Source organism: Pseudoduganella buxea, from assembly GCF_009720835.1.
Taxonomy (GTDB): domain Bacteria; phylum Pseudomonadota; class Gammaproteobacteria; order Burkholderiales; family Burkholderiaceae_D; genus Rugamonas; species Rugamonas buxea.
Genome location: NZ_WNKZ01000017.1, coordinates 1 through 18,212, shown reverse-complemented (window position 1 = coordinate 18,212; position 18,212 = coordinate 1). Strand labels below are relative to the sequence as shown.

Here is an 18,212-nt window from a genome sequence, read left to right as displayed (position 1 = left end):
AGACAAATACGGTCAGCATCCCAAATACAACACAAAGTCACCCTTTTGCTGCTGGCGCACATTTTTGCAGGACTCTTGTCGAAACGGTGATTGAACTTCCGGGTGGGCCCCGCTACACTCGCGGAAGTGCGTTAATATTGCCGAGCGTCATCATGACAAAGCTTCCGGCAGCTTGACGGCAGTACAAATTTGATTATGGAGAAGCAGGGATATGACCGACGCCGCTGATGATTTCGACGCATTATTCGAGGAAGTGTCTGCGCAGCGCGCCAGCGCTCCGGCACCCGCCCCGAGTCCGGCCCCCGCGCCGGCCGCGTCGGCAGAAGACGACCTGGAAAGTCTGTTCGATCAGATCGCATCGGGCAACGATGCGCCGGCGCCGGTCGTGATCGCCGCGGCGCCGGCACCGGCTGCCGTCGCACCGGCGGCCGCCGCCGAGGCGGGCGAAGCACAGGCTGCCGACGGCACGATGTTCGAACGCCTGGGCGGCATCGTGCGCCTGTTGCACGATTCGCTGCGCGAACTGGGCTATGACAAGGCGCTGACGGAAGCATCGAGCCAGATCTCCGATGCGCAGGACCGCCTGGAATACGTGGCCACCCTGACCGAGCAGGCCGCCAACAAGGTATTGAATACGCTGGACGACGGCATGCCTGCCCAGGATATGCTGTCGAAACAGTCGAAGCAGATGGAAGACCGCTGGGCCGCGCTGTTCGACGGCAAGCTCAGCCTGGAAGAATTCAAGACCCTGGCCGGCGACTCGCGCGCCTTCGCCCAGGCCGTCTCGGAAGCGACCGAGGCGGAAAAAGCCCGCCTGCTGGAAATCATGATGGCCCAGGACTTCCAGGACATCACGGGCCAGCTGATCAAGAAGGTCGTCAAGATCACGCAGACCGTGGAGGCCGAGCTGGCCCAGCTGCTGAAGGACAACGCACCGCCGGACAAGCGCGAGAAGATCGCGCAGAAGGAAGTGGAAAAAGTGGAGTTGATGAGCGGCCCGTCGGCACCCACGGTGGCGCTGAGCCAGGATAGTGTGGACGATCTTCTTGCCGATCTGGGGTTCTAATGGACGATATGCTGAAAGAGTTCGTCGTCGAGGCGATGGACCTGGCGGTCAATGTCGAGGAGCATCTGCTTGCCCTCGAGCGCGACCCTACCAATAAAGAAACGCTGAACGCCGTGTTCCGCTCGTTCCATACGATCAAGGGCGGCGCCGGTTTCATGAACCTGCCGGCCCTCGTGTCGGCCTGCCACCTGACGGAAAACCTGTTCGACGCGCTGCGCACGGGCGCCGCGCCGGTGACGCCGCTGTCGATCGAGGCGGCGCTGATGGCGTCCGGCTTCGTGGCCGACCAGCTGGCCGAACTGAACAACGGCGCCGCGCCGGAAAGCCTGCCGGCCATGCCGGCCGCGCTGGACAAGATCCTGACGGATGCCATCGAAGGCAAGGTGACGTCGGCCAAGCCGGCTGCCGCCGCACCGGCGCCGGCCGCCGCGCCCGCTGCTGCCGCCCCGGCTGCACCAGTTGCCGCAGCGGCCGCCAAGTCCGCCGACGGCCTGGACTGGGAAGGCATGTACGAAGCCGTGATGCCGCCTGGCAGCTATGAACGCACCGCGCCGGCCCCGGCCGCCGCCGCACCGGCTGCTGCCGCGCCTGCGCCAGCCGCCGCCGAAGCCCCCGCTGCCGCACCGGCCGTCGACGGCAAGAAGTGGGACGGTGTCGAGCGCCGCGACGAAGCGGCCAAGCCGGCCCACGCCGCGCCGGCCAAGGAAGAAAGCATCCGTATCGACGCCGTCAAGCTCGACGCGCTGCTGGAAGTGGCCGGTGAATCCGTGCAGGCCGCCAACCAGGCCGCCGTGTTGCTGGAACGCCTGCAGCAGTTCAAGTTCGAAGGCCAGGCCGCGACATTAATGTCGGCCCTGACGGAGACCCTGGAACGCGCGTCGCGCTACTCCACCGAACTGCAGCGCGCCACCCTGGCGACGCGCATGCAGCCGGTCGGCCGCCTGTTCCAGAAGTTCCCCCGCCTCGTGCGCGAGCTGGCCAAGGACCTGGGCAAGGAAGTCGAACTGATCATCGAGGGTGCGGAAACGGAAGTGGACCGCGTCGTCGTCGACAGCCTGTACGATCCGCTGGTGCACATGCTGCGCAACGCGCTGGATCACGGCGTCGAAGGCCCGGATGCGCGCGTCGCCGCCGGCAAGACCCCCCGCGCCACGATCCTGCTGAAGGCGTGGCAGGAAGCCAACAGCGTCATGATCGTGCTGCAGGACGACGGCAAGGGCATGGACCCGGTCGCACTGCGCAAGAAGGCCGGCGAAAAGGGCCTGATCTCGCCGTCGGCCAACATGACGGACGACGAGTCCTACCAGCTGGTGTTCCTGCCGGGCTTCTCGACCAAGGAAGTGGCTTCGTCCGTGTCCGGTCGTGGCGTCGGCATGGACGTGGTGAAGACGGCCGTCGAGAAGAACCGTGGCGCCATCCACATCGAATCGATGCTGGGCAAGGGCACCAAGTTCGCCATCCGCCTGCCGATCGAGCTGTCGATCGTGCCGACCATGCTGGTCTCCACGTCGGGCGCGCTGCTGGCGCTGCCGATGGCGGTGGTGCAGCGGGTCGTCGAACTGCCGGAGAACTTCATGGAAGTGGGCGGCGCCCCCGTGCTGAAGGACCAGGGCCGTCCGCTGCCCGTGCGTTCGCTGGCCGGTGCGCTGGGCTACGAGCTGTCGCCGGAACGGGTCGGCATCGTCATCAATTCGCCGCAGCCGTATATCCTGGCCGTCGGTGCCGTCGATGGCACGGCCGACCTCGTCATCAAGCCGATGACGGCCATCGCGGTCGAAGGCATCACCGGTACCGCGCGCTCCGCCGAGGGCGAGCTGGTGCTCGTCGTCGGCCTATCGTTCCTGATGGACGGTTGCAGGGGAAGTGTACGCATGGCGGCGTAATCAAAACGCCAAGCGTTGTACAAGAAGCCTGCGACTACCTCGCAGGCTTTTTTTATTGCCAATAAAAGGGGGACAGACCCCATTTATTTGGCAATGTTTCCTCTAAAATGGGGTCTGTCCCCATTTTTTGGGTAACTTTTGGCAGTTTCTTGCAATATCGGGCGCCAGCGGCGCGCCGCACCCAATCAAGAGGCGCCGGTCCACAAGGCCGGAAGTCGGCTTGTTTTGCAGCGCACAAACTGTGGCATAATCAAAATGGTATTTCTTACACACAGGCAGTAGCAGCAATCATGAAGACGCTTTACGACAAACTCTGGGAATCCCACGTGGTGCGTACCGAGGAGGACGGCACCGCCATCCTGTATATCGATCGCCACCTCCTGCATGAAGTCACGAGCCCGCAAGCCTTCGACGGCCTGCGCGAGGCCAATCGCCAGCCGTGGCGCCTGTCGGCCAACCTGGCCGTGGCCGACCACAACGTGCCGACCACGGACCGCTCGCACGGCATCGCCGATCCCGTCTCGCGCCTGCAGGTGGAAACGCTGGACGGCAATGCCAAGGCCTACGGCCTGACGTACTTCAACATGAACGACAAGCGCCAGGGCATCGTCCACGTGATCGGGCCGGAGCAGGGCGCCACCCTGCCGGGCATGACGGTGGTCTGCGGCGACTCGCACACGTCGACCCACGGCGCCTTCGGCGCGCTGGCGCACGGCATCGGCACCTCCGAAGTCGAGCACGTGCTGGCCACGCAGACCCTGCTGGCGAAGAAATCGAAGGCGATGCTGGTGCAGGTGGACGGCGCATTGCCGGCCGGCGTCACCGCCAAGGACATCGTGCTGGCCGTCATCGGCGTCATCGGCACGGCCGGCGGCACCGGCTACGCCATCGAGTTCGCCGGCCAGGCGATCCGTTCGCTGTCGATGGAAGGCCGCATGACGGTCTGTAACATGGCCATCGAGGCGGGCGCGCGCGCCGGCATGGTGGCCGTCGACGACACCACGATCAACTACATCAAGGGCCGCCCGTTTGCCCCCGCCGGCCCGCACTGGGACCAGGCCGTGGCCTACTGGCGCACCCTGCACAGCGACCCGGGCGCCCGCTTCGACCTGGTCGTCACCTTGAACGCGGCCGAGATCAAGCCGCAGGTCACCTGGGGCACGTCGCCCGAGATGGTGACGTCGGTGGACGGCCGCGTGCCCGATCCGGACCAGGAAAAGGACCCGGTCAAGCGCGACGCGATGGAAAAGGCGCTGACCTACATGGCGCTCGAGCCCAACACGGCGATCGAGGATATCCGCATCGACAAGGTCTTCATCGGCTCCTGCACCAACTCGCGCATCGAGGACCTGCGCGCGGCCGCCGCCGTGGTGCGCGGCAAGCAGCGCGCCTCGAACGTCAAGCTGGCGATGGTGGTGCCGGGCTCCGGCCTCGTCAAGGAACAGGCCGAGCGGGAAGGGCTGGACACGATCTTCCGCGCCGCCGGCTTCGAATGGCGCGAGCCGGGCTGCTCGATGTGCCTGGCGATGAACGCCGACCGGCTCGAGCCGGGCGAGCGCTGCGCCTCGACGTCGAACCGCAATTTCGAAGGCCGCCAGGGCCAGGGTGGACGAACCCACCTGGTGTCGCCCGCCATGGCCGCCGCCGCCGGTATCGCCGGCCACTTTGTCGACGTCCGCGCGATCCGCTGACGTCATTGCACCCCGCCGCGCAGTACCGGGGCCGGGTCCAAGGGGTCCGCCCCGGTCTGCCCGGGGTTGAACCGCTTTTACAAGAAGTCCGAGACATCATGAAAACCCTGTTCGCCATCGCCATCGCCACGCTTGTCCTGACCGGCTGCAATACCATTGCCGGCATCGGCAAGGACGTCCAGAAAGTCGGCCAGGTCGTCGAAGGCGCCGGCAGAAAATAACATCGCGGCAGCGCCCCGGCGCGCCGCCCACCAGCAGAGCACCATGGAAAAATTCACGATCTACGAAGGCCTCGTCGCTCCCCTCGACCGTCCCAACGTCGACACCGATGCCATCATCCCGAAGCAGTTCCTGAAGTCGATCCGCCGCACCGGTTTCGGTCCCAACCTGTTCGACGAATGGCGCTACCTGGACCACGGCGAACCGGGCATGGACAATGCACGCCGCCCGCTGAACCCGGACTTCGTGCTGAACCAGCCGCAATACCAGGGCGCCTCGATCCTGCTGACCCGAAAAAACTTCGGTTGCGGCTCGTCGCGCGAACACGCGCCGTGGGCGCTGGACCAATACGGTTTCCGTGCCATCCTGGCGCCCAGCTTCGCCGACATCTTCTTCAACAACTGCTTCAAGAACGGCCTGCTGCCGGTCGTGCTCACCGAAGCGCAGATCGATCATCTGTTCAATCAAGTCAAGGCCTTCCCCGGTTACCGCCTGGTGGTCGACCTTGAGCAGCAAGTCATCCGCTCCCAGGACGGTGCCATCGCCTACCCCTTCCAGGTGGACGCCTTCCGTAAATACTGCCTGATGAATGGCCTCGACGACATCGGCCTGACCCTGCGTCACGCGGACACGATCCGCGCCTTCGAAGAGCGTCATCTGGCAAACCAGCCCTGGCTGGCAAACTCGATCTGAGAACGATAAACATGAAAATCGCAATCCTGCCGGGCGACGGCATCGGTCCGGAAATCGTCGCCCAGGCCGTGAAGGTCTTGAACGCGCTGGACGAACCGTTCGAACTGGAGACGGCGCCGGTCGGCGGCGCCGGCTACGAGGCGTCCGGCCACCCGCTGCCCGAAGCCACGCTGGCCCTGGCGCAAGCGGCCGACGCCGTGCTGTTCGGCGCCGTCGGCGACTGGAAGTACGACACCCTGGACCGGCCCCTGCGCCCGGAGCAGGCCATCCTCGGCCTGCGCAAGAACCTGGGCCTGTTCGCCAACCTGCGTCCGGCCATCCTGTACCCGGAACTGGCCGGTGCCTCGACGCTGAAGCCGGAAGTGGTGTCGGGCCTGGACATCCTGATCATCCGCGAACTGACGGGCGACATCTACTTCGGCCAGCCACGCGGCGTGCGCGAATGCCCGGACGGCCCGTTCAAGGGCCAGCGCGAAGGCTTCGACACGATGCGCTACGCCGAAGGCGAGATCCGCCGCATCGCCCACGTGGCCTTCCAGGCCGCGCAAAAGCGCGACAAGCGCCTGACGTCGGTGGACAAGGCCAATGTGCTGGAGACGTTCCAGTTCTGGAAGGACATCGTCACCGATGTGCACAAGGAATATCCGGACGTCGCGCTGGACCATATGTACGTCGACAACGCGGCCATGCAGCTGGTGCGCGCGCCGAAGAAGTTCGACGTCATCGTCACCGGCAATATGTTCGGCGATATCCTGTCCGACGCGGCTGCCATGCTGACCGGCTCGATCGGCATGCTGCCATCGGCGTCGCTGGACGCGAACAACAAGGGCCTGTACGAGCCGTCGCACGGTTCCGCGCCGGACATCGCCGGCAAGGGTGTGGCCAATCCGCTGGCGACGATTCTGTCCGCCGCGATGATGCTGCGCTACTCGCTGGGCCGCGCCGAACAGGCCGACCGCATCGAGAACGCCGTCAAGGCCGTGCTGGCCCAGGGCCTGCGCACGCCGGACATCTACGAAGACGGCACGCGCAAGATCGGCACCGAACAGATGGGCGACGCGGTCGTCGCGGCGCTGGCGAAATAAATATGCGCGCCGCGCGGCAAGCTGCTTGTCAGCCGCTTGTATGCCGAATCGGCCCGCGCCGCGTTACACGAGAACACATAAAATATCCGAGGGATTCCAAATGAAATTAGTAGGTCTGGTAGGTTGGCGCGGCATGGTCGGTTCCGTCCTGATGCAGCGCATGCAGGAAGAGGGCGATTTCAACTTCATCGAGCCGGTGTTCTTCTCGACGTCGAACACGGGCGGCAAGGCCCCGGCCATGGCGAAGAACGAAACGACCCTGAAGGACGCGACGGACATCGACGAACTGAAACGCTGCGAGATCATCATCTCCTGCCAGGGCGGCGACTACACGGGCGAAGTGTTCCCGAAACTGCGCGCGGCCGGCTGGAACGGCTACTGGATCGACGCCGCGTCGACCCTGCGCATGGACAAGGACGCCGTCATCGTGCTGGACCCCGTCAACCTGAACGTCATCAAGGATGCGATGACGAAGGGCGTGAAGAACTTCATCGGCGGTAACTGCACCGTGTCGTGCATGCTGATGGGCCTGGGCGGCCTGTTCAAGGCCGACCTGGTCGACTGGATGACGTCGATGACGTACCAGGCCGCCTCCGGCGGCGGTGCCCAGCACATGCGCGAGCTGCTGACCCAGTTCGGCACCATCAACCAGTCCGTCAAGGCCCTGCTGGACAACCCGGCCGCCGCCATCCTGGAAATCGACCGCCAGGTGCTGGCCACGCAGCACGGCCTGTCGGCCGACGAAACGAAGCAGTTCGGCGTGCCGCTGGCCGGCAACCTGATCCCGTGGATCGACAAGGATCTGGGCAACGGCCAGTCGAAGGAAGAGTGGAAGGCCGGCGCCGAGACCAACAAGATCCTGGGCCGGGGCGCCGCCTTCGGTTCCACCGAGATTCCCGTGGACGGGCTGTGCGTGCGCATCGGCGCCATGCGCTGCCACTCGCAGGCACTGACCATCAAGCTGAAGAAGGACGTGCCGCTGGACGAAGTCAACGACATCATCGCCAATGACAACCAGTGGGTGAAGTTCGTGCCGAACACGCGCGAAGCGTCCGTACTGGACCTGACCCCGGCCGCCGTCACGGGCAGCCTGACGATCCCCGTCGGCCGCGTGCGCAAGATGTCGATGGGCCCGGAATACCTGTCCGCCTTCACGGTGGGCGACCAGCTGCTGTGGGGCGCGGCCGAACCGCTGCGCCGCATGCTGCGCATTGTGCTGGACAAGTAAGCCGTCCTCGCACCACGAAAAGCCGGGCTCGCCCGGCTTTTTTCATTGTCATGCATGTCACCCCTCCTTTCAGGCCCCGCTGTGGATACAAGCTCAGGCCGTGTCCACCTTGGGGGCGCAGGAGGGATTCGATGAGCGCAGCTCTTCGCCTGCGGAGCGGGACTGACGTGCTTGTCAGGCCTCCGTCCAGACCCCGACAAAGACACGGACTCAACAGGAAAAGTAGTGATTTTTCTGGTTGAGCTTGTGTCCGTGTCGGGGTCTGACCCCACAATGGACACGGGCTCAGCCGGGGGCTTCGTTGCGCCGCTGCTGTCGAGATGGGCGAATGTCCACCTTGGGGTCAGACCCCGACAAAGACACGGACTCAACAGGAAAAGTAGTGGTTTTTCTGGCTGAGCTTGTGTCCATGTCGGGGTCTGACCCCACAATGGACACGGGCTCAGCCAAGGGCTACGTTGCGCCGCTGCTGTCGAGATGGGCGAATGGCTTGTAGCAGGAGTGCAAAGCTTGCGTGCCGAGGGGGCTAGGTGTTATGTTGAGACGTCTGGGAAAGTAACTTTTTTCCCGTTGCCAACTTTACTCGACAGAATATGCCTGTACAAAAACGCTCCAGGATCGCCTCGTTTGCCTTGCACACCCTGACCAGCGCCGTCATCGGCACGGCGCTGCTGTCGCCCGCCGTCCATGCGGCCGGGCTGGGCAAGCTGACGGTATTGTCGTCGCTGGGCCAGCCATTGCGCGCCGAGATCGAGCTGACCGCCGTCACCGCCGAGGAGTCGGGCGACCTGACCGCGCGCCTGGCGCCGGCCGAAGCCTTCCGGGCCGCCAATATCGACTTCAATCCGGCCCTGTTGAACCTGCGCTTCGACATCGAACAGCGCAACGGCCGGCAATTCATCCGCGTCACGTCCAGCCAGCCGATCAACGAGCCCTTCGTCGACATGCTGCTGGAACTGACGTGGGCCAAGGGCCGGCTGGTGCGCGAGTACACCTTCCTGCTCGATCCGGCCGAACTGCGCAACACCCAGTCGCCCCAGGTGGCCGCGCCCGTCGACGTCAGCCGCGGTGCTCAGGAGCCGGTACGCCAGGCCCCGCCGGCCGCTACGCCCGTGCCGCCGGCCTCGTCCGCTCCGACGGCCCAGCAGCGCCGCGAGGAACAGGACCGCGCCGACGTGGAAGTGCGCCGTGGGGACACCTTGAGCGAAATCGCCAGCGAACTGAAACCGGCCGGCGTGTCGCTCGACATGATGCTGGTGGCCCTGTACCGCGCCAATCCGGAAGCGTTCAGCGGCAAGAACATGAACCGCCTCAAGTCCGGCTCGATCCTGTCTGTGCCGGGTGCCGACGTCGTGCGCGGCACCAGCCAGCGCGAGGCGCGCGGTGTCGTCGTCGCCCACGCGGCCGACTTCAATGCCTACCGCAACCGGCTGGCCGGCCAGGTCGCCGCCAGCACGCCGGCCAAGGCGCCGGAGACGGGGCAGAGCGCAACGGGCAAGATCACGGCCAAGGTGGAAGAGCGCCCGACCGCCGTCAATGAAGCGAAGGACCAGCTGAAGCTGTCGAAGGCGGGCGAGGGCTCGGGCAAGGTGGGCAAGGCCCCGGCCATCGAGGACAAGCTGGCCAAGGACCAGCAAGTGGCCGACGCCGCTGCCCGCGTCAAGGAACTGGAAAAGAACGTCAGCGACCTGGAAAAGCTGATGACGGTGAAGACTGACGGCGGCGCCGATGCCCAGTCGAAGGCAAATGCCGCCGCCGTGGCCCAGGCCGACAAGGCCGCCGCACCGCAACCGATGGCGCCCGTCGACCTGACCGCCACAACACAGCCAACCCAGCCAACGCCAACGGCGCCGAATCCGGCCGCCAAGCCCGCCGCGCCGCCGGTGGTAATGCCGCCGGCCCAGCCGGGCATCATGGACAGCATCACGGAGAATCTTCCCATCATCGGCGTGACCCTGGCCGCGCTGCTGGCCGCCGCCGGCCTGATGCTGTCGCGCCGCCGCAAGGCCCGCGAGAAGGTCGTCATCGCCAAGACGGTGCCGGCCCCGCTGGCCGACACGGCACCGGCCCAGCCGCTGTTCGCCGAAGCGGGCGGCCAGAGCGTCGACACCAGCAACAGCGTGTTCAATTCGAACTTCGCGCCGTCGGCCAGCCAGCTCGACACGAATGAAGTCGACCCCATCGCCGAAGCCGATGTGTACATTGCCTACGGCCGCGACCTGCAGGCCGAGGAAATCCTGAAGGAGGCCCTGCGCACCCATCCGGAACGCCACGCGGTGCGCCTGAAGCTGCTGGAAATCTACGCCAACCGCAAGGACACCCGCGCCTTCGAGGCCCAGGCCAACGAGCTGCATGCCGCCACCCGGGGCCACGGCGAGGAATGGACCCAGGCCGCCGCGCTGGGCCGCTCGATCGATCCGGCCAATCCCCTGTATGGCGATGGCGGCGCCCCGGCACCGGGCAGTTATGCCGCCGCCGCGGCCGTCGCGGGCGTGGCCGCCGCCGGTGGCATTGCCGCCTATGCGGCCGATGCCCAGGGCAACGGCCGCGACGACGAAGCCGATGCGGCGCGCCTGTCCGACTATTCCGCCAACTATGGCGCCCCGGCGCGCGCCCCGGCCGAGGAAGGTGGCCTCGACCTGGACCTGGGAACGGCCGCGCCGGATTACCGTGCCCCCGGCAGCGCCGTCGAACAGGACTTCGATTTCGACCAGGATGCCACGGCCCTGCCGGCCACCGAGGCCAGCGCCCCGGCGGACACCAACCTGATGGACTTCGACTTCGGCGACGAGCGTCCCGCCACGCCGCCGGCCGCACCGGCCGCCGCCGCCGATGCCGATGCCGAGCACTTCCTCGACTTCGACCTGGGCGGGCTGGGCGAGCCGCCCGCCGCGCCGGCACCGCAGCCACCGGAGGATGCCGCGCCGGCTCACCTGGACCTGGCCTTCGATAGCGACGAGCCCGCCACGGCGCCTGCGCCCGCCACGGCACCACCGTCCTCGCTGGACGAGCTGGGCATGGACTTCGACCTGGACCTGCCGGGCACAGACAAGCCCGCGCCGGCTCCGGCGGCAAGCGGCACTGCCGATCCGCTCGCCGAGCTGGACCTGATGGACTTCGACCTGCCGGCCTCGGTGCCGCCGGGCCAGGCTGCCGCCACGCCGGCCCAGGAGCCGTCGCTGGGCCTGGACGAGCAGGACTTCGGCCTGCCGGAGCTGCCCCGCGAGGACGCCGCGCCGACGGCGCCACCGCCGGAATTCGACCTGTCCGGCATCGACCTGGACCTGGACGAAACGGCCCAGCCGCAGGCGAGCGCGCCGGCCGAACCGGCACCGGACCCGTATGCCGTGTCGTCGGCTGCAGCCCTGCACAACCCCATCGACGAACCGATGTCGGCCATGCAGATGGAGATGGATACGAAGCTGGACCTGGCGACTGCCTACCAGGAGATTGGCGACAAGGAAGGCGCGCGCGAGCTGCTCGACGAAGTCATCCGTGGCGGCAGCGACGACCAGGTGGCCCGCGCCAACCAGATGCTGGCGCAGCTGGGCTGAGGCCTTCCGGGCCGGCGCCCTGAAGGAACTGCCTGCATGAAACTTGTATAATGCCGGCTCCGCAACCGAGGTCAAAGAGCAGGCATTGAAACGCATCGCATTGGGCATCCAGTACAACGGCACCGACTGGCAGGGCTACCAGGTGCAGCCGCACGGGCAGACCGTGCAGGACAAGCTGGAAAGGGCAATCGAACAATTCGCCTGCGTGCGCATCGGCACCACCTGTGCCGGGCGCACCGATGCCGGCGTGCACGCGCTGGGGCAGGTCGTGCATTTCGATACGGACCTGCACCGCGAATCCCATGCCTGGGTGCGCGGCATCAACGCCTTCCTGCCCGATTCGATCGGCGTGCGCTGGGCCCGCGAGCTGCATGAAGTGGTGGCCTATGGCGACGCCGAGTTCGACGCCGAGGCCGACTTCCACGCCCGCTTCTCGGCCCGTTCGCGCACCTATCACTACCTGCTGTACAACAACGCCGTGCGCGCGCCCCTGCTGGCCGGCCGGGCCGGTTTCTGCCACCGCCCGCTGGACGTCGAGCGCATGCGCGCGGCCGTCGTGCCACTGATCGGCACCCACGATTTCTCCGCCTTCCGCGCCTCCGGCTGCCAGGCGAAAACGCCCGTCAAGGCCATGTACGGGATCGATATCGAACGGCACGGCGACATGATCCTGTTCACCCTGCGCGCCAGCGCCTTCCTGCACCACATGGTGCGCAACCTGGTGGGCGCGCTGGTCTACGTGGGGCAGGGCCGGCAGCCGACGGACTGGGTCGGCCAGCTGCTGGCGGGGCGCGACCGCACCGTTGCCGCGCCAACCTTCATGCCGGACGGCCTGTACCTGGCCAATATCGAATACGATCCACGCTGGAACCTGCCGCAGGAGTCGCCCCGCATCCTGCCGGCCTTCTGAGCTCGCCAACACAAGGGACACCATGCAGCGCACACGCATCAAGATCTGCGGCCTGACCCGCGAACAGGACGTCCACGCCGCCGTGGCTGCCGGCGCGGACGCGGTCGGCTTCGTGTTCTACCCGAAAAGCCCGCGCCATGTGACGCCCCAGCGTGCGGCCGAGCTGATCGCGCTGCTGCCGCCCTTCGTCACGGCCGTCGGGCTGTTCGTCAACGCATCGAGCGAGGAGGTCGCCGCCACGGTGGCGGTGGCGCCCGTCGGCCTGCTGCAGTTCCACGGCGACGAAACGGTGGCCCAGCGGGCGGCGGCGGCGGCGGCCGTGAACCGGCCGTGGCTGTCCGTGTTCCGCGTGAAAGGGGACACGGCGGCCCACGAGCTGCTAGAATACGAGACACAATGCCGCGCCTCCTCGAGGCTGTTTTCGGGTCTTCTGTTCGACACCCATGTCGAGGCCTATGGCGGCGCAGGAAAGGTTTTTGATTGGTCTCTCATTCCAAAAGATCTCGCGCATCGGGCCGTTTTGAGTGGTGGCTTGAGCGTACACAACGCGACTGGCGCCGTGGCCAGCGTGCGCCCTTGCGCGGTTGACGTCAGCAGTGGCGTCGAAGCGGCCAAGGGCATCAAGGATGCCGGGCTGATCGCGCAATTCGTCGCGGCCGTCCGCTCCGCCGATTCCGTTGAACCCAACGCGGCCTCCGACTAGCCGACCCCGTTTGCGCCGCATCGCGGCACCGATCGGCTGGCCGAGGTCAATGCAAAGAGAACCTCCATGAAAACCACGATCGATAACGGCGCCGCCGCCCTGTTCCACGCCACCGACTACCAGTTCCCCGACCCGTCCGGCCACTTCGGCCCGTATGGCGGCTCCTTCGTCGCCGAGACCCTGACCTATGCCCTGGCCGAGCTGAACGAAGCCTACGCCCGCTACAGCAAGGACCCGGAGTTCCTGGAAGAATTCCGCTACGAGCTGAAGCACTTCGTCGGCCGTCCTTCGCCCATCTACCACGCCCGCCGCACGTCCGAGCTGGCCGGCGGCGCCCAGATCTACTACAAGCGCGAAGACCTGAACCACACGGGCGCGCACAAGATCAACAACGTCATCGGCCAGGCCCTCCTGGCCAAGCGCATGGGCAAGCCCCGTATCATCGCCGAGACGGGCGCCGGCCAGCACGGCGTCGCCACGGCCACCATCTGCGCCCGCTTCGGCCTGGAATGCGTCGTCTACATGGGCAGCGAGGACGTCAAGCGCCAGGCCCAGAACGTCTACCGGATGAAGCTGCTGGGCGCCACCGTCGTGCCCGTCGAATCCGGCTCGAAGACCCTGAAGGATGCGTTGAATGAAGCCATGCGCGACTGGGTGACGAATATCGAGAACACCTTCTACATCATCGGCACCGTGGCCGGCCCGCACCCTTACCCGATGCTGGTGCGCGACTTCCAGTCCGTGATCGGCGAGGAATGCCTGGTGCAGATGCCGGAGATGACGGGCCGCCAGCCCGACTACGTGCTGGCCTGCATCGGCGGCGGCTCGAACGCGATGGGCATCTTCTACCCGTATATCGACCAGAAGGACACCCAGCTGATCGGCGTGGAAGCGGCGGGGGAGGGTCTGGACTCGGGCAAGCATGCGGCGTCGCTGACGAAGGGCTATCCGGGCGTCCTGCACGGCAACCGCACCTACCTGCTGCAAAGCGAGGACGGGCAGATCATCGAGACGCACTCCGTCTCGGCCGGCCTGGACTACCCCGGCGTGGGCCCGGAACACGCGTGGCTGAAGGACAGCGGCCGCGCCCAGTACGTCTCCGTCACGGACGAGGAAGCGCTGCAGGCCTTCCACGACTGCTGCCATATCGAAGGCATCATTCCCGCGCTGGAATCGTCGCACGCGCTGGCCTACGCCAGCAAGCTGGCCGCCACGCTGCCGAAGGACAAGATCGTGCTGGCCAACCTGTCCGGCCGCGGTGACAAGGACATGCATACGGTGGCCGAACGGATGGGGCTGGATTTCGGCTGACCCCAGGCCGCACTGCCGGCCAATTCGGTGTCACCCACCTGAATCAAGGGCGCGCGGCGGCCTGATTCGGTGGCAGCCACCTGAATCCAGACACCTGCATTCCGTCGGCTGGAGCCGGCGGCTTGCCCCGTTCATGAAAAATATTTTCCGAGAAAAAACATGTCCAGAATTGCCCAAACCTTCGCAGCACTGAAAGAACAGAACAAGACCGGCCTGGTCACCTTCATCACGGCCGGCGACCCGTCGCCCGGCCATACCGTCGCGCTGCTGCATGCCCTCGTGGCGGGCGGCGCCGACGTGCTGGAGCTGGGCGTGCCGTTTTCCGACCCGATGGCCGAAGGCCCCGTCATCCAGCGCGCATGTGAGCGCGCACTCGCGCAGGGCGTGGGCATCCGCCACGTGTTCGAGTTCGTCAAGGAGTTTCGCCAGACGAACCAGCACACGCCTGTCGTGCTGATGGGCTACGCCAACCCGATCGAACGCATTGGCGCCGACGCCTTTATCGCCGCCTCGCGCGATGCCGGCGCCGACGGTGCCATCGTCGTCGACTACCCGCCGGAAGAGTGCGAGGAATTCGCCGCCAAGATGCGCGCGGCCGACCTGGACCTGATCTTCCTGCTGGCACCCACGTCCACCGAGCAGCGCATCGCCCAGGTGGCGAAAGTGGGCAGCGGCTTCTCGTATTACGTGTCGCTCAAGGGCGTTACCGGGGCCGGCAATATCGACACGGCCCAGGTGGCCGAGCGCATTGCCGCCATCCGCCAGCATGTCAGCCTGCCCATCGGCGTGGGCTTCGGCATCCGCGACGGCGCCACGGCCAAGGCGGTGGCGAAGGTGGCCGACGCCGTCGTCATCGGCAGCCGCGTCATCCAGGAAATCGAAGCCAGCCCGCCGGACCAGGCGCCCGCCGCAGTGCAAGCCTTCGTCGCCGGCATCCGCCAGGCGCTGGACGAGTAGGCCCCTGGCCGTTCGCCCCTGGCCGTTTATAACGCATGAGCTCGTGTCCACCTTGGGGTCAGACCCCGACAAGGACACGGCCTCGACCGTTCGCAACGCATGAGCTCGTGTCTATGTCGGGGTCTGACCCCACAGTAGACAGCAACGCATGAGCTCGTGTCTATGTCGGGGTCTGACCCCACAGTAGACACGGCCTCGGCCAATTGCAACGCATGAGCTCGTGCCCGTGTCGGGGCTGGAAGGAGGACTGCCATGCATGTCAGTCCCGCTGCGCAGGCGAAGCGCTGCGCTCATCGAATTCCTTGCTCCGCCCACAGCGGACACAAGCTGATCCGCATCGTCGTCCAGCCCCGCGGACCGCATAAAATCACACGGTCGTGCGCAAAGTTGGCAAAGTTGAATGTTCGACACGGTCGGTTTTTGCGGCTACACTTCGCCCCTCAGTCAGAGCAACAGGAGAAAATATGAGCTGGTTGGAAAAACTGCTGCCACCGCGCATTCAGCGCTCGGACGCCGCCGCCCGCAAGACGATGCCCGAAGGCCTGTGGGTCAAGTGCCCCTCCTGCGAGGCCGTCCTGTACCGTACCGATCTGGAATCGAACCTGCACGTCTGCCCCAAGTGCGACCATCACATGCGCATCCGCGCCCGCGAGCGCCTCGATGCGCTGCTGGACGCCGGCGGCCGGTATGAAATCGGCCAGGAAAGCCTGCCCGTCGATACCTTGAAGTTCAAGGACAGCAAGAAATACCCGGACCGCCTGAAGCAGGCCATGGAAGCCACCGGCGAGACCGATGCGATGGTGTGCCTGGGCGGTTCCATCATGAGCCTGCCCGTTGTCGTGGCGTGCTTCGAATTCGAATTCATGGGCGGCTCGATGGGCTCCGTCGTCGGCGAACGCTTCGCCCGCGCGGCCCAGGTCGCCATCGAGCAGAAGGTGCCGTTCATTTGCATCACCGCCACGGGCGGTGCGCGCATGCAGGAAGGCCTGCTGTCGCTGATGCAGATGGCAAAGACGACGTCGATGCTGACCAAGTTGTCGGAAAAGAAACTGCCGTTTATCAGCGTGCTGACCGACCCGACGATGGGCGGCGTGTCCGCCTCGTTCGCCTTCATGGGCGACGTCGTGATGGCCGAGCCGAAGGCGCTGATCGGCTTTGCCGGTCCCCGCGTCATCGAGAACACGGTGCGCGAGAAGCTGCCGGAAGGCTTCCAGCGGTCCGAGTTCCTGCTGACCAAGGGCGCCATCGACATGATCGTCGACCGCCGCAAGATGCGCGAAGAAATTGCCCGCCTGCTGGCGCTACTGCAGAACCAGGCCGTCGAAGTGCTGGCGTAAGCCACGGCACTGCTGCACGAAACGGGGCCGTCATGGCCCCGTTGTCATGTCCGCCGCTGACGCCCACCCCATTGGCGCGCTAAAATTGCGCCTTCCTGAATCCGAAGAACCCCAGCATGTCCACTCCCACCACCCTGCCAGCCTGGCTGGCGCTGCTCGAATCGCGCCACGCCGAAACCGTCATCAACATGGGCCTGGACCGCGTGCGCGCCGTCAAGGAACGCCTGGCGCTGCAATTCGCCTGTCCCGTCATCATGGTGGCCGGCACCAACGGCAAGGGTTCCACCTGTGCCATGCTGGAATCGATCCTGCTGCGGGCCGGCTACAAGGTAGGCCTGTACATCAAGCCCCACTTCCTCGACTTCAACGAACGGGCCCGCATCAACGGCGACCTGGCGGGCGACGCCGAGCTGGTGGCGGCGTTCGATGCCGTCGAGGCTGTGCGCGGCGACACGCCGCTGACGTATTTCGAGTTCACCACCCTGGCCATCATGCACCTGATGGCCACCACGGCGCTCGATGTCGTCATCCTGGAAGTGGGCCTGGGCGGGCGCCTGGACGCCGTCAACGTCATCGACGCCGACGTGTCTATCGTCACCAGTGTCGACATCGACCACGTCGACTACCTGGGCGGCACGCGCGAGCAGATCGGCTTCGAGAAGGCCGGCATCTTCCGCCCCGGCAAGGCCGCCATCTGCAGCGACCCCGTGCCGCCGCAGGCGCTGATCGACCACGCCGAAGCCATCGGCGCGGACCTGTGGCTGATGGGCCGCGACTTCAACTACGCCGGCGACAAGCAGCAGTGGAACTACGGCGGCCGTTCGCAGCGCCGCAACTCGCTGGCCTACCCCAGCCTGCGGGGCGCCAACCAGCTGCTGAACGCGTCGGCGGCGCTGGCCGCGCTGGAAGTGTTGCGCAATGAATTGCCGGTGGGCGCCCAGGACGTGCGCCACGGCCTCGTCACGGTCGAGCTGCCGGGACGCTTCCAGGTGCTGCCGGGTCGCCCGACCGTGATCCTGGACGTGGCCCACAACCCCCACGCAGCCGCCGCGCTGAACCAGAACCTGGGCAATATGGGCTACCACCCGTACACCTTCGCCGTGTTCGGCTCGATGCACGACAAGGATATCGACGGCGTCATCAAGGCCATGTCCGAGCACGTCGACCACTGGTGCCTGACGAACCTGGCCTCGCCCCGCGCCGCCAGCGCCTCCGAGCTGGCCGCCAAGGTGCAGATGATCCAGGCCGACAGCCATGACAAGACCGTCAACGTGTTCGACGATCCGGCCGCGGCGTTCGCAAATGCCGTCAGCCGGGCGGGCGAGAATGATAGAATTGTGGTCTTTGGATCGTTCCTGACCGTCGCCGCCGTCATGGCGGCACGCAAATCCTCACTCCACTGAGATATTCACGCATGGGCTTGTTCTCGAAATCTGATAAAAACAAGCAAGAGTCCACGGAAGATAGTGGCTATTACCGGGCAGCAGACGATAGAAACTTGGCAGAGCGTGCCCGTGCCAAACGGGCCGCGCATGCCGGCGCCGAGGCCGCCGCCGCCCGCGGCCGTGGCCGCAC

Annotated in this window: 14 protein-coding genes; all 14 read left to right on the top strand. The window is 66.1% G+C overall.

Annotation, left to right across the window (positions count from 1 at the left end; all coding sequences use genetic code 11):
* The first annotated feature begins 211 nt into the window (after nucleotides 1-211).
* The 14 genes from GM672_RS08460 (at nucleotide 212) to folC (ending at nucleotide 18,040) form a co-directional block, all read left to right on the top strand.
* Nucleotides 212-1,066, top strand: a complete 855-nt coding sequence (locus tag GM672_RS08460; protein WP_155470087.1) for a protein phosphatase CheZ — start codon at nucleotides 212-214, stop codon at nucleotides 1,064-1,066.
* Nucleotides 1,066-2,949 (top strand): chemotaxis protein CheA, encoded by a 1,884-nt coding sequence (locus tag GM672_RS08455; protein ID WP_155470086.1) that lies wholly within the window; start codon nucleotides 1,066-1,068, stop codon nucleotides 2,947-2,949. The genes GM672_RS08460 and GM672_RS08455 overlap by 1 nt, the downstream gene beginning before the upstream one ends.
* A 287-nt stretch (nucleotides 2,950-3,236) precedes the next feature.
* Nucleotides 3,237-4,640, top strand: a complete 1,404-nt coding sequence (gene leuC / locus GM672_RS08450) for a 3-isopropylmalate dehydratase large subunit (protein WP_170299989.1) — start codon at nucleotides 3,237-3,239, stop codon at nucleotides 4,638-4,640.
* 98 nt (nucleotides 4,641-4,738) lie between these two features.
* Nucleotides 4,739-4,861 (top strand): entericidin A/B family lipoprotein, encoded by a 123-nt coding sequence (locus GM672_RS08445; protein ID WP_155470084.1) that lies wholly within the window; start codon nucleotides 4,739-4,741, stop codon nucleotides 4,859-4,861.
* A gap of 43 nt (nucleotides 4,862-4,904) precedes the next feature.
* Nucleotides 4,905-5,552: a 3-isopropylmalate dehydratase small subunit gene (gene leuD, locus GM672_RS08440; protein WP_155470083.1), complete on the top strand. Its 648-nt coding sequence runs from the start codon at nucleotides 4,905-4,907 to the stop codon at nucleotides 5,550-5,552.
* An 11-nt stretch (nucleotides 5,553-5,563) separates the two neighbouring features.
* Nucleotides 5,564-6,637, top strand: a complete 1,074-nt coding sequence (gene leuB / locus GM672_RS08435; protein WP_155470082.1) for a 3-isopropylmalate dehydrogenase — start codon at nucleotides 5,564-5,566, stop codon at nucleotides 6,635-6,637.
* Nucleotides 6,638-6,737: 100 nt separating this feature from the next.
* Nucleotides 6,738-7,865, top strand: a complete 1,128-nt coding sequence (gene asd / locus GM672_RS08430; protein ID WP_155470081.1) for an aspartate-semialdehyde dehydrogenase — start codon at nucleotides 6,738-6,740, stop codon at nucleotides 7,863-7,865.
* A 593-nt stretch (nucleotides 7,866-8,458) separates the two neighbouring features.
* Entirely contained in the window at nucleotides 8,459-11,419 is a 2,961-nt protein-coding gene (locus GM672_RS08425) for a motility hub landmark protein FimV (protein ID WP_155470080.1), read from the top strand.
* 85 nt (nucleotides 11,420-11,504) lie between these two features.
* Entirely contained in the window at nucleotides 11,505-12,329 is an 825-nt protein-coding gene (truA, locus tag GM672_RS08420; RefSeq protein WP_155470079.1) for a tRNA pseudouridine(38-40) synthase TruA, read from the top strand.
* Nucleotides 12,330-12,351: 22 nt separating this feature from the next.
* A complete protein-coding gene (locus tag GM672_RS08415) occupies nucleotides 12,352-13,032 on the top strand; it encodes a phosphoribosylanthranilate isomerase (protein ID WP_155470078.1) in 681 nt (226 codons plus the stop codon).
* Nucleotides 13,033-13,098: 66 nt separating this feature from the next.
* Complete coding sequence (gene trpB / locus GM672_RS08410) at nucleotides 13,099-14,343, top strand: tryptophan synthase subunit beta (RefSeq protein WP_155470077.1); 1,245 nt, start codon at nucleotides 13,099-13,101, stop codon at nucleotides 14,341-14,343.
* Nucleotides 14,344-14,502: 159 nt separating this feature from the next.
* Nucleotides 14,503-15,300: a tryptophan synthase subunit alpha gene (gene trpA / locus GM672_RS08405; protein WP_155470076.1), complete on the top strand. Its 798-nt coding sequence runs from the start codon at nucleotides 14,503-14,505 to the stop codon at nucleotides 15,298-15,300.
* A 464-nt stretch (nucleotides 15,301-15,764) separates the two neighbouring features.
* The gene (gene accD, locus GM672_RS08400) at nucleotides 15,765-16,637 is read left to right on the top strand and encodes an acetyl-CoA carboxylase, carboxyltransferase subunit beta (RefSeq protein WP_155470075.1); all 873 of its coding nucleotides are present in this window, start codon (nucleotides 15,765-15,767) and stop codon (nucleotides 16,635-16,637) included.
* A 116-nt stretch (nucleotides 16,638-16,753) separates the two neighbouring features.
* Nucleotides 16,754-18,040: a bifunctional tetrahydrofolate synthase/dihydrofolate synthase gene (gene folC / locus GM672_RS08395; RefSeq protein ID WP_155470074.1), complete on the top strand. Its 1,287-nt coding sequence runs from the start codon at nucleotides 16,754-16,756 to the stop codon at nucleotides 18,038-18,040.
* The last annotated feature ends 172 nt before the right edge of the window (nucleotides 18,041-18,212 follow it).

Excerpts from the sequence above, each read along its gene's own strand:
- GM672_RS08425 (WP_155470080.1), top strand. The coding sequence starts at position 8,459 with ATGCCTGTACAAAAACGCTCCAGGATCGCCTCGTTTGCCTTGCACACC.
- GM672_RS08445 (WP_155470084.1), top strand. The coding sequence starts at position 4,739 with ATGAAAACCCTGTTCGCCATCGCCATCGCCACGCTTGTCCTGACCGGC.
- GM672_RS08455 (WP_155470086.1), top strand. The coding sequence starts at position 1,066 with ATGGACGATATGCTGAAAGAGTTCGTCGTCGAGGCGATGGACCTGGCG.
- accD (WP_155470075.1), top strand. The coding sequence starts at position 15,765 with ATGAGCTGGTTGGAAAAACTGCTGCCACCGCGCATTCAGCGCTCGGAC.
- GM672_RS08460 (WP_155470087.1), top strand. The coding sequence starts at position 212 with ATGACCGACGCCGCTGATGATTTCGACGCATTATTCGAGGAAGTGTCT.
- asd (WP_155470081.1), top strand. The coding sequence starts at position 6,738 with ATGAAATTAGTAGGTCTGGTAGGTTGGCGCGGCATGGTCGGTTCCGTC.
- trpA (WP_155470076.1), top strand. The coding sequence starts at position 14,503 with ATGTCCAGAATTGCCCAAACCTTCGCAGCACTGAAAGAACAGAACAAG.
- folC (WP_155470074.1), top strand. The coding sequence starts at position 16,754 with ATGTCCACTCCCACCACCCTGCCAGCCTGGCTGGCGCTGCTCGAATCG.
- trpB (WP_155470077.1), top strand. The coding sequence starts at position 13,099 with ATGAAAACCACGATCGATAACGGCGCCGCCGCCCTGTTCCACGCCACC.
- leuB (WP_155470082.1), top strand. The coding sequence starts at position 5,564 with ATGAAAATCGCAATCCTGCCGGGCGACGGCATCGGTCCGGAAATCGTC.
- GM672_RS08415 (WP_155470078.1), top strand. The coding sequence starts at position 12,352 with ATGCAGCGCACACGCATCAAGATCTGCGGCCTGACCCGCGAACAGGAC.
- leuD (WP_155470083.1), top strand. The coding sequence starts at position 4,905 with ATGGAAAAATTCACGATCTACGAAGGCCTCGTCGCTCCCCTCGACCGT.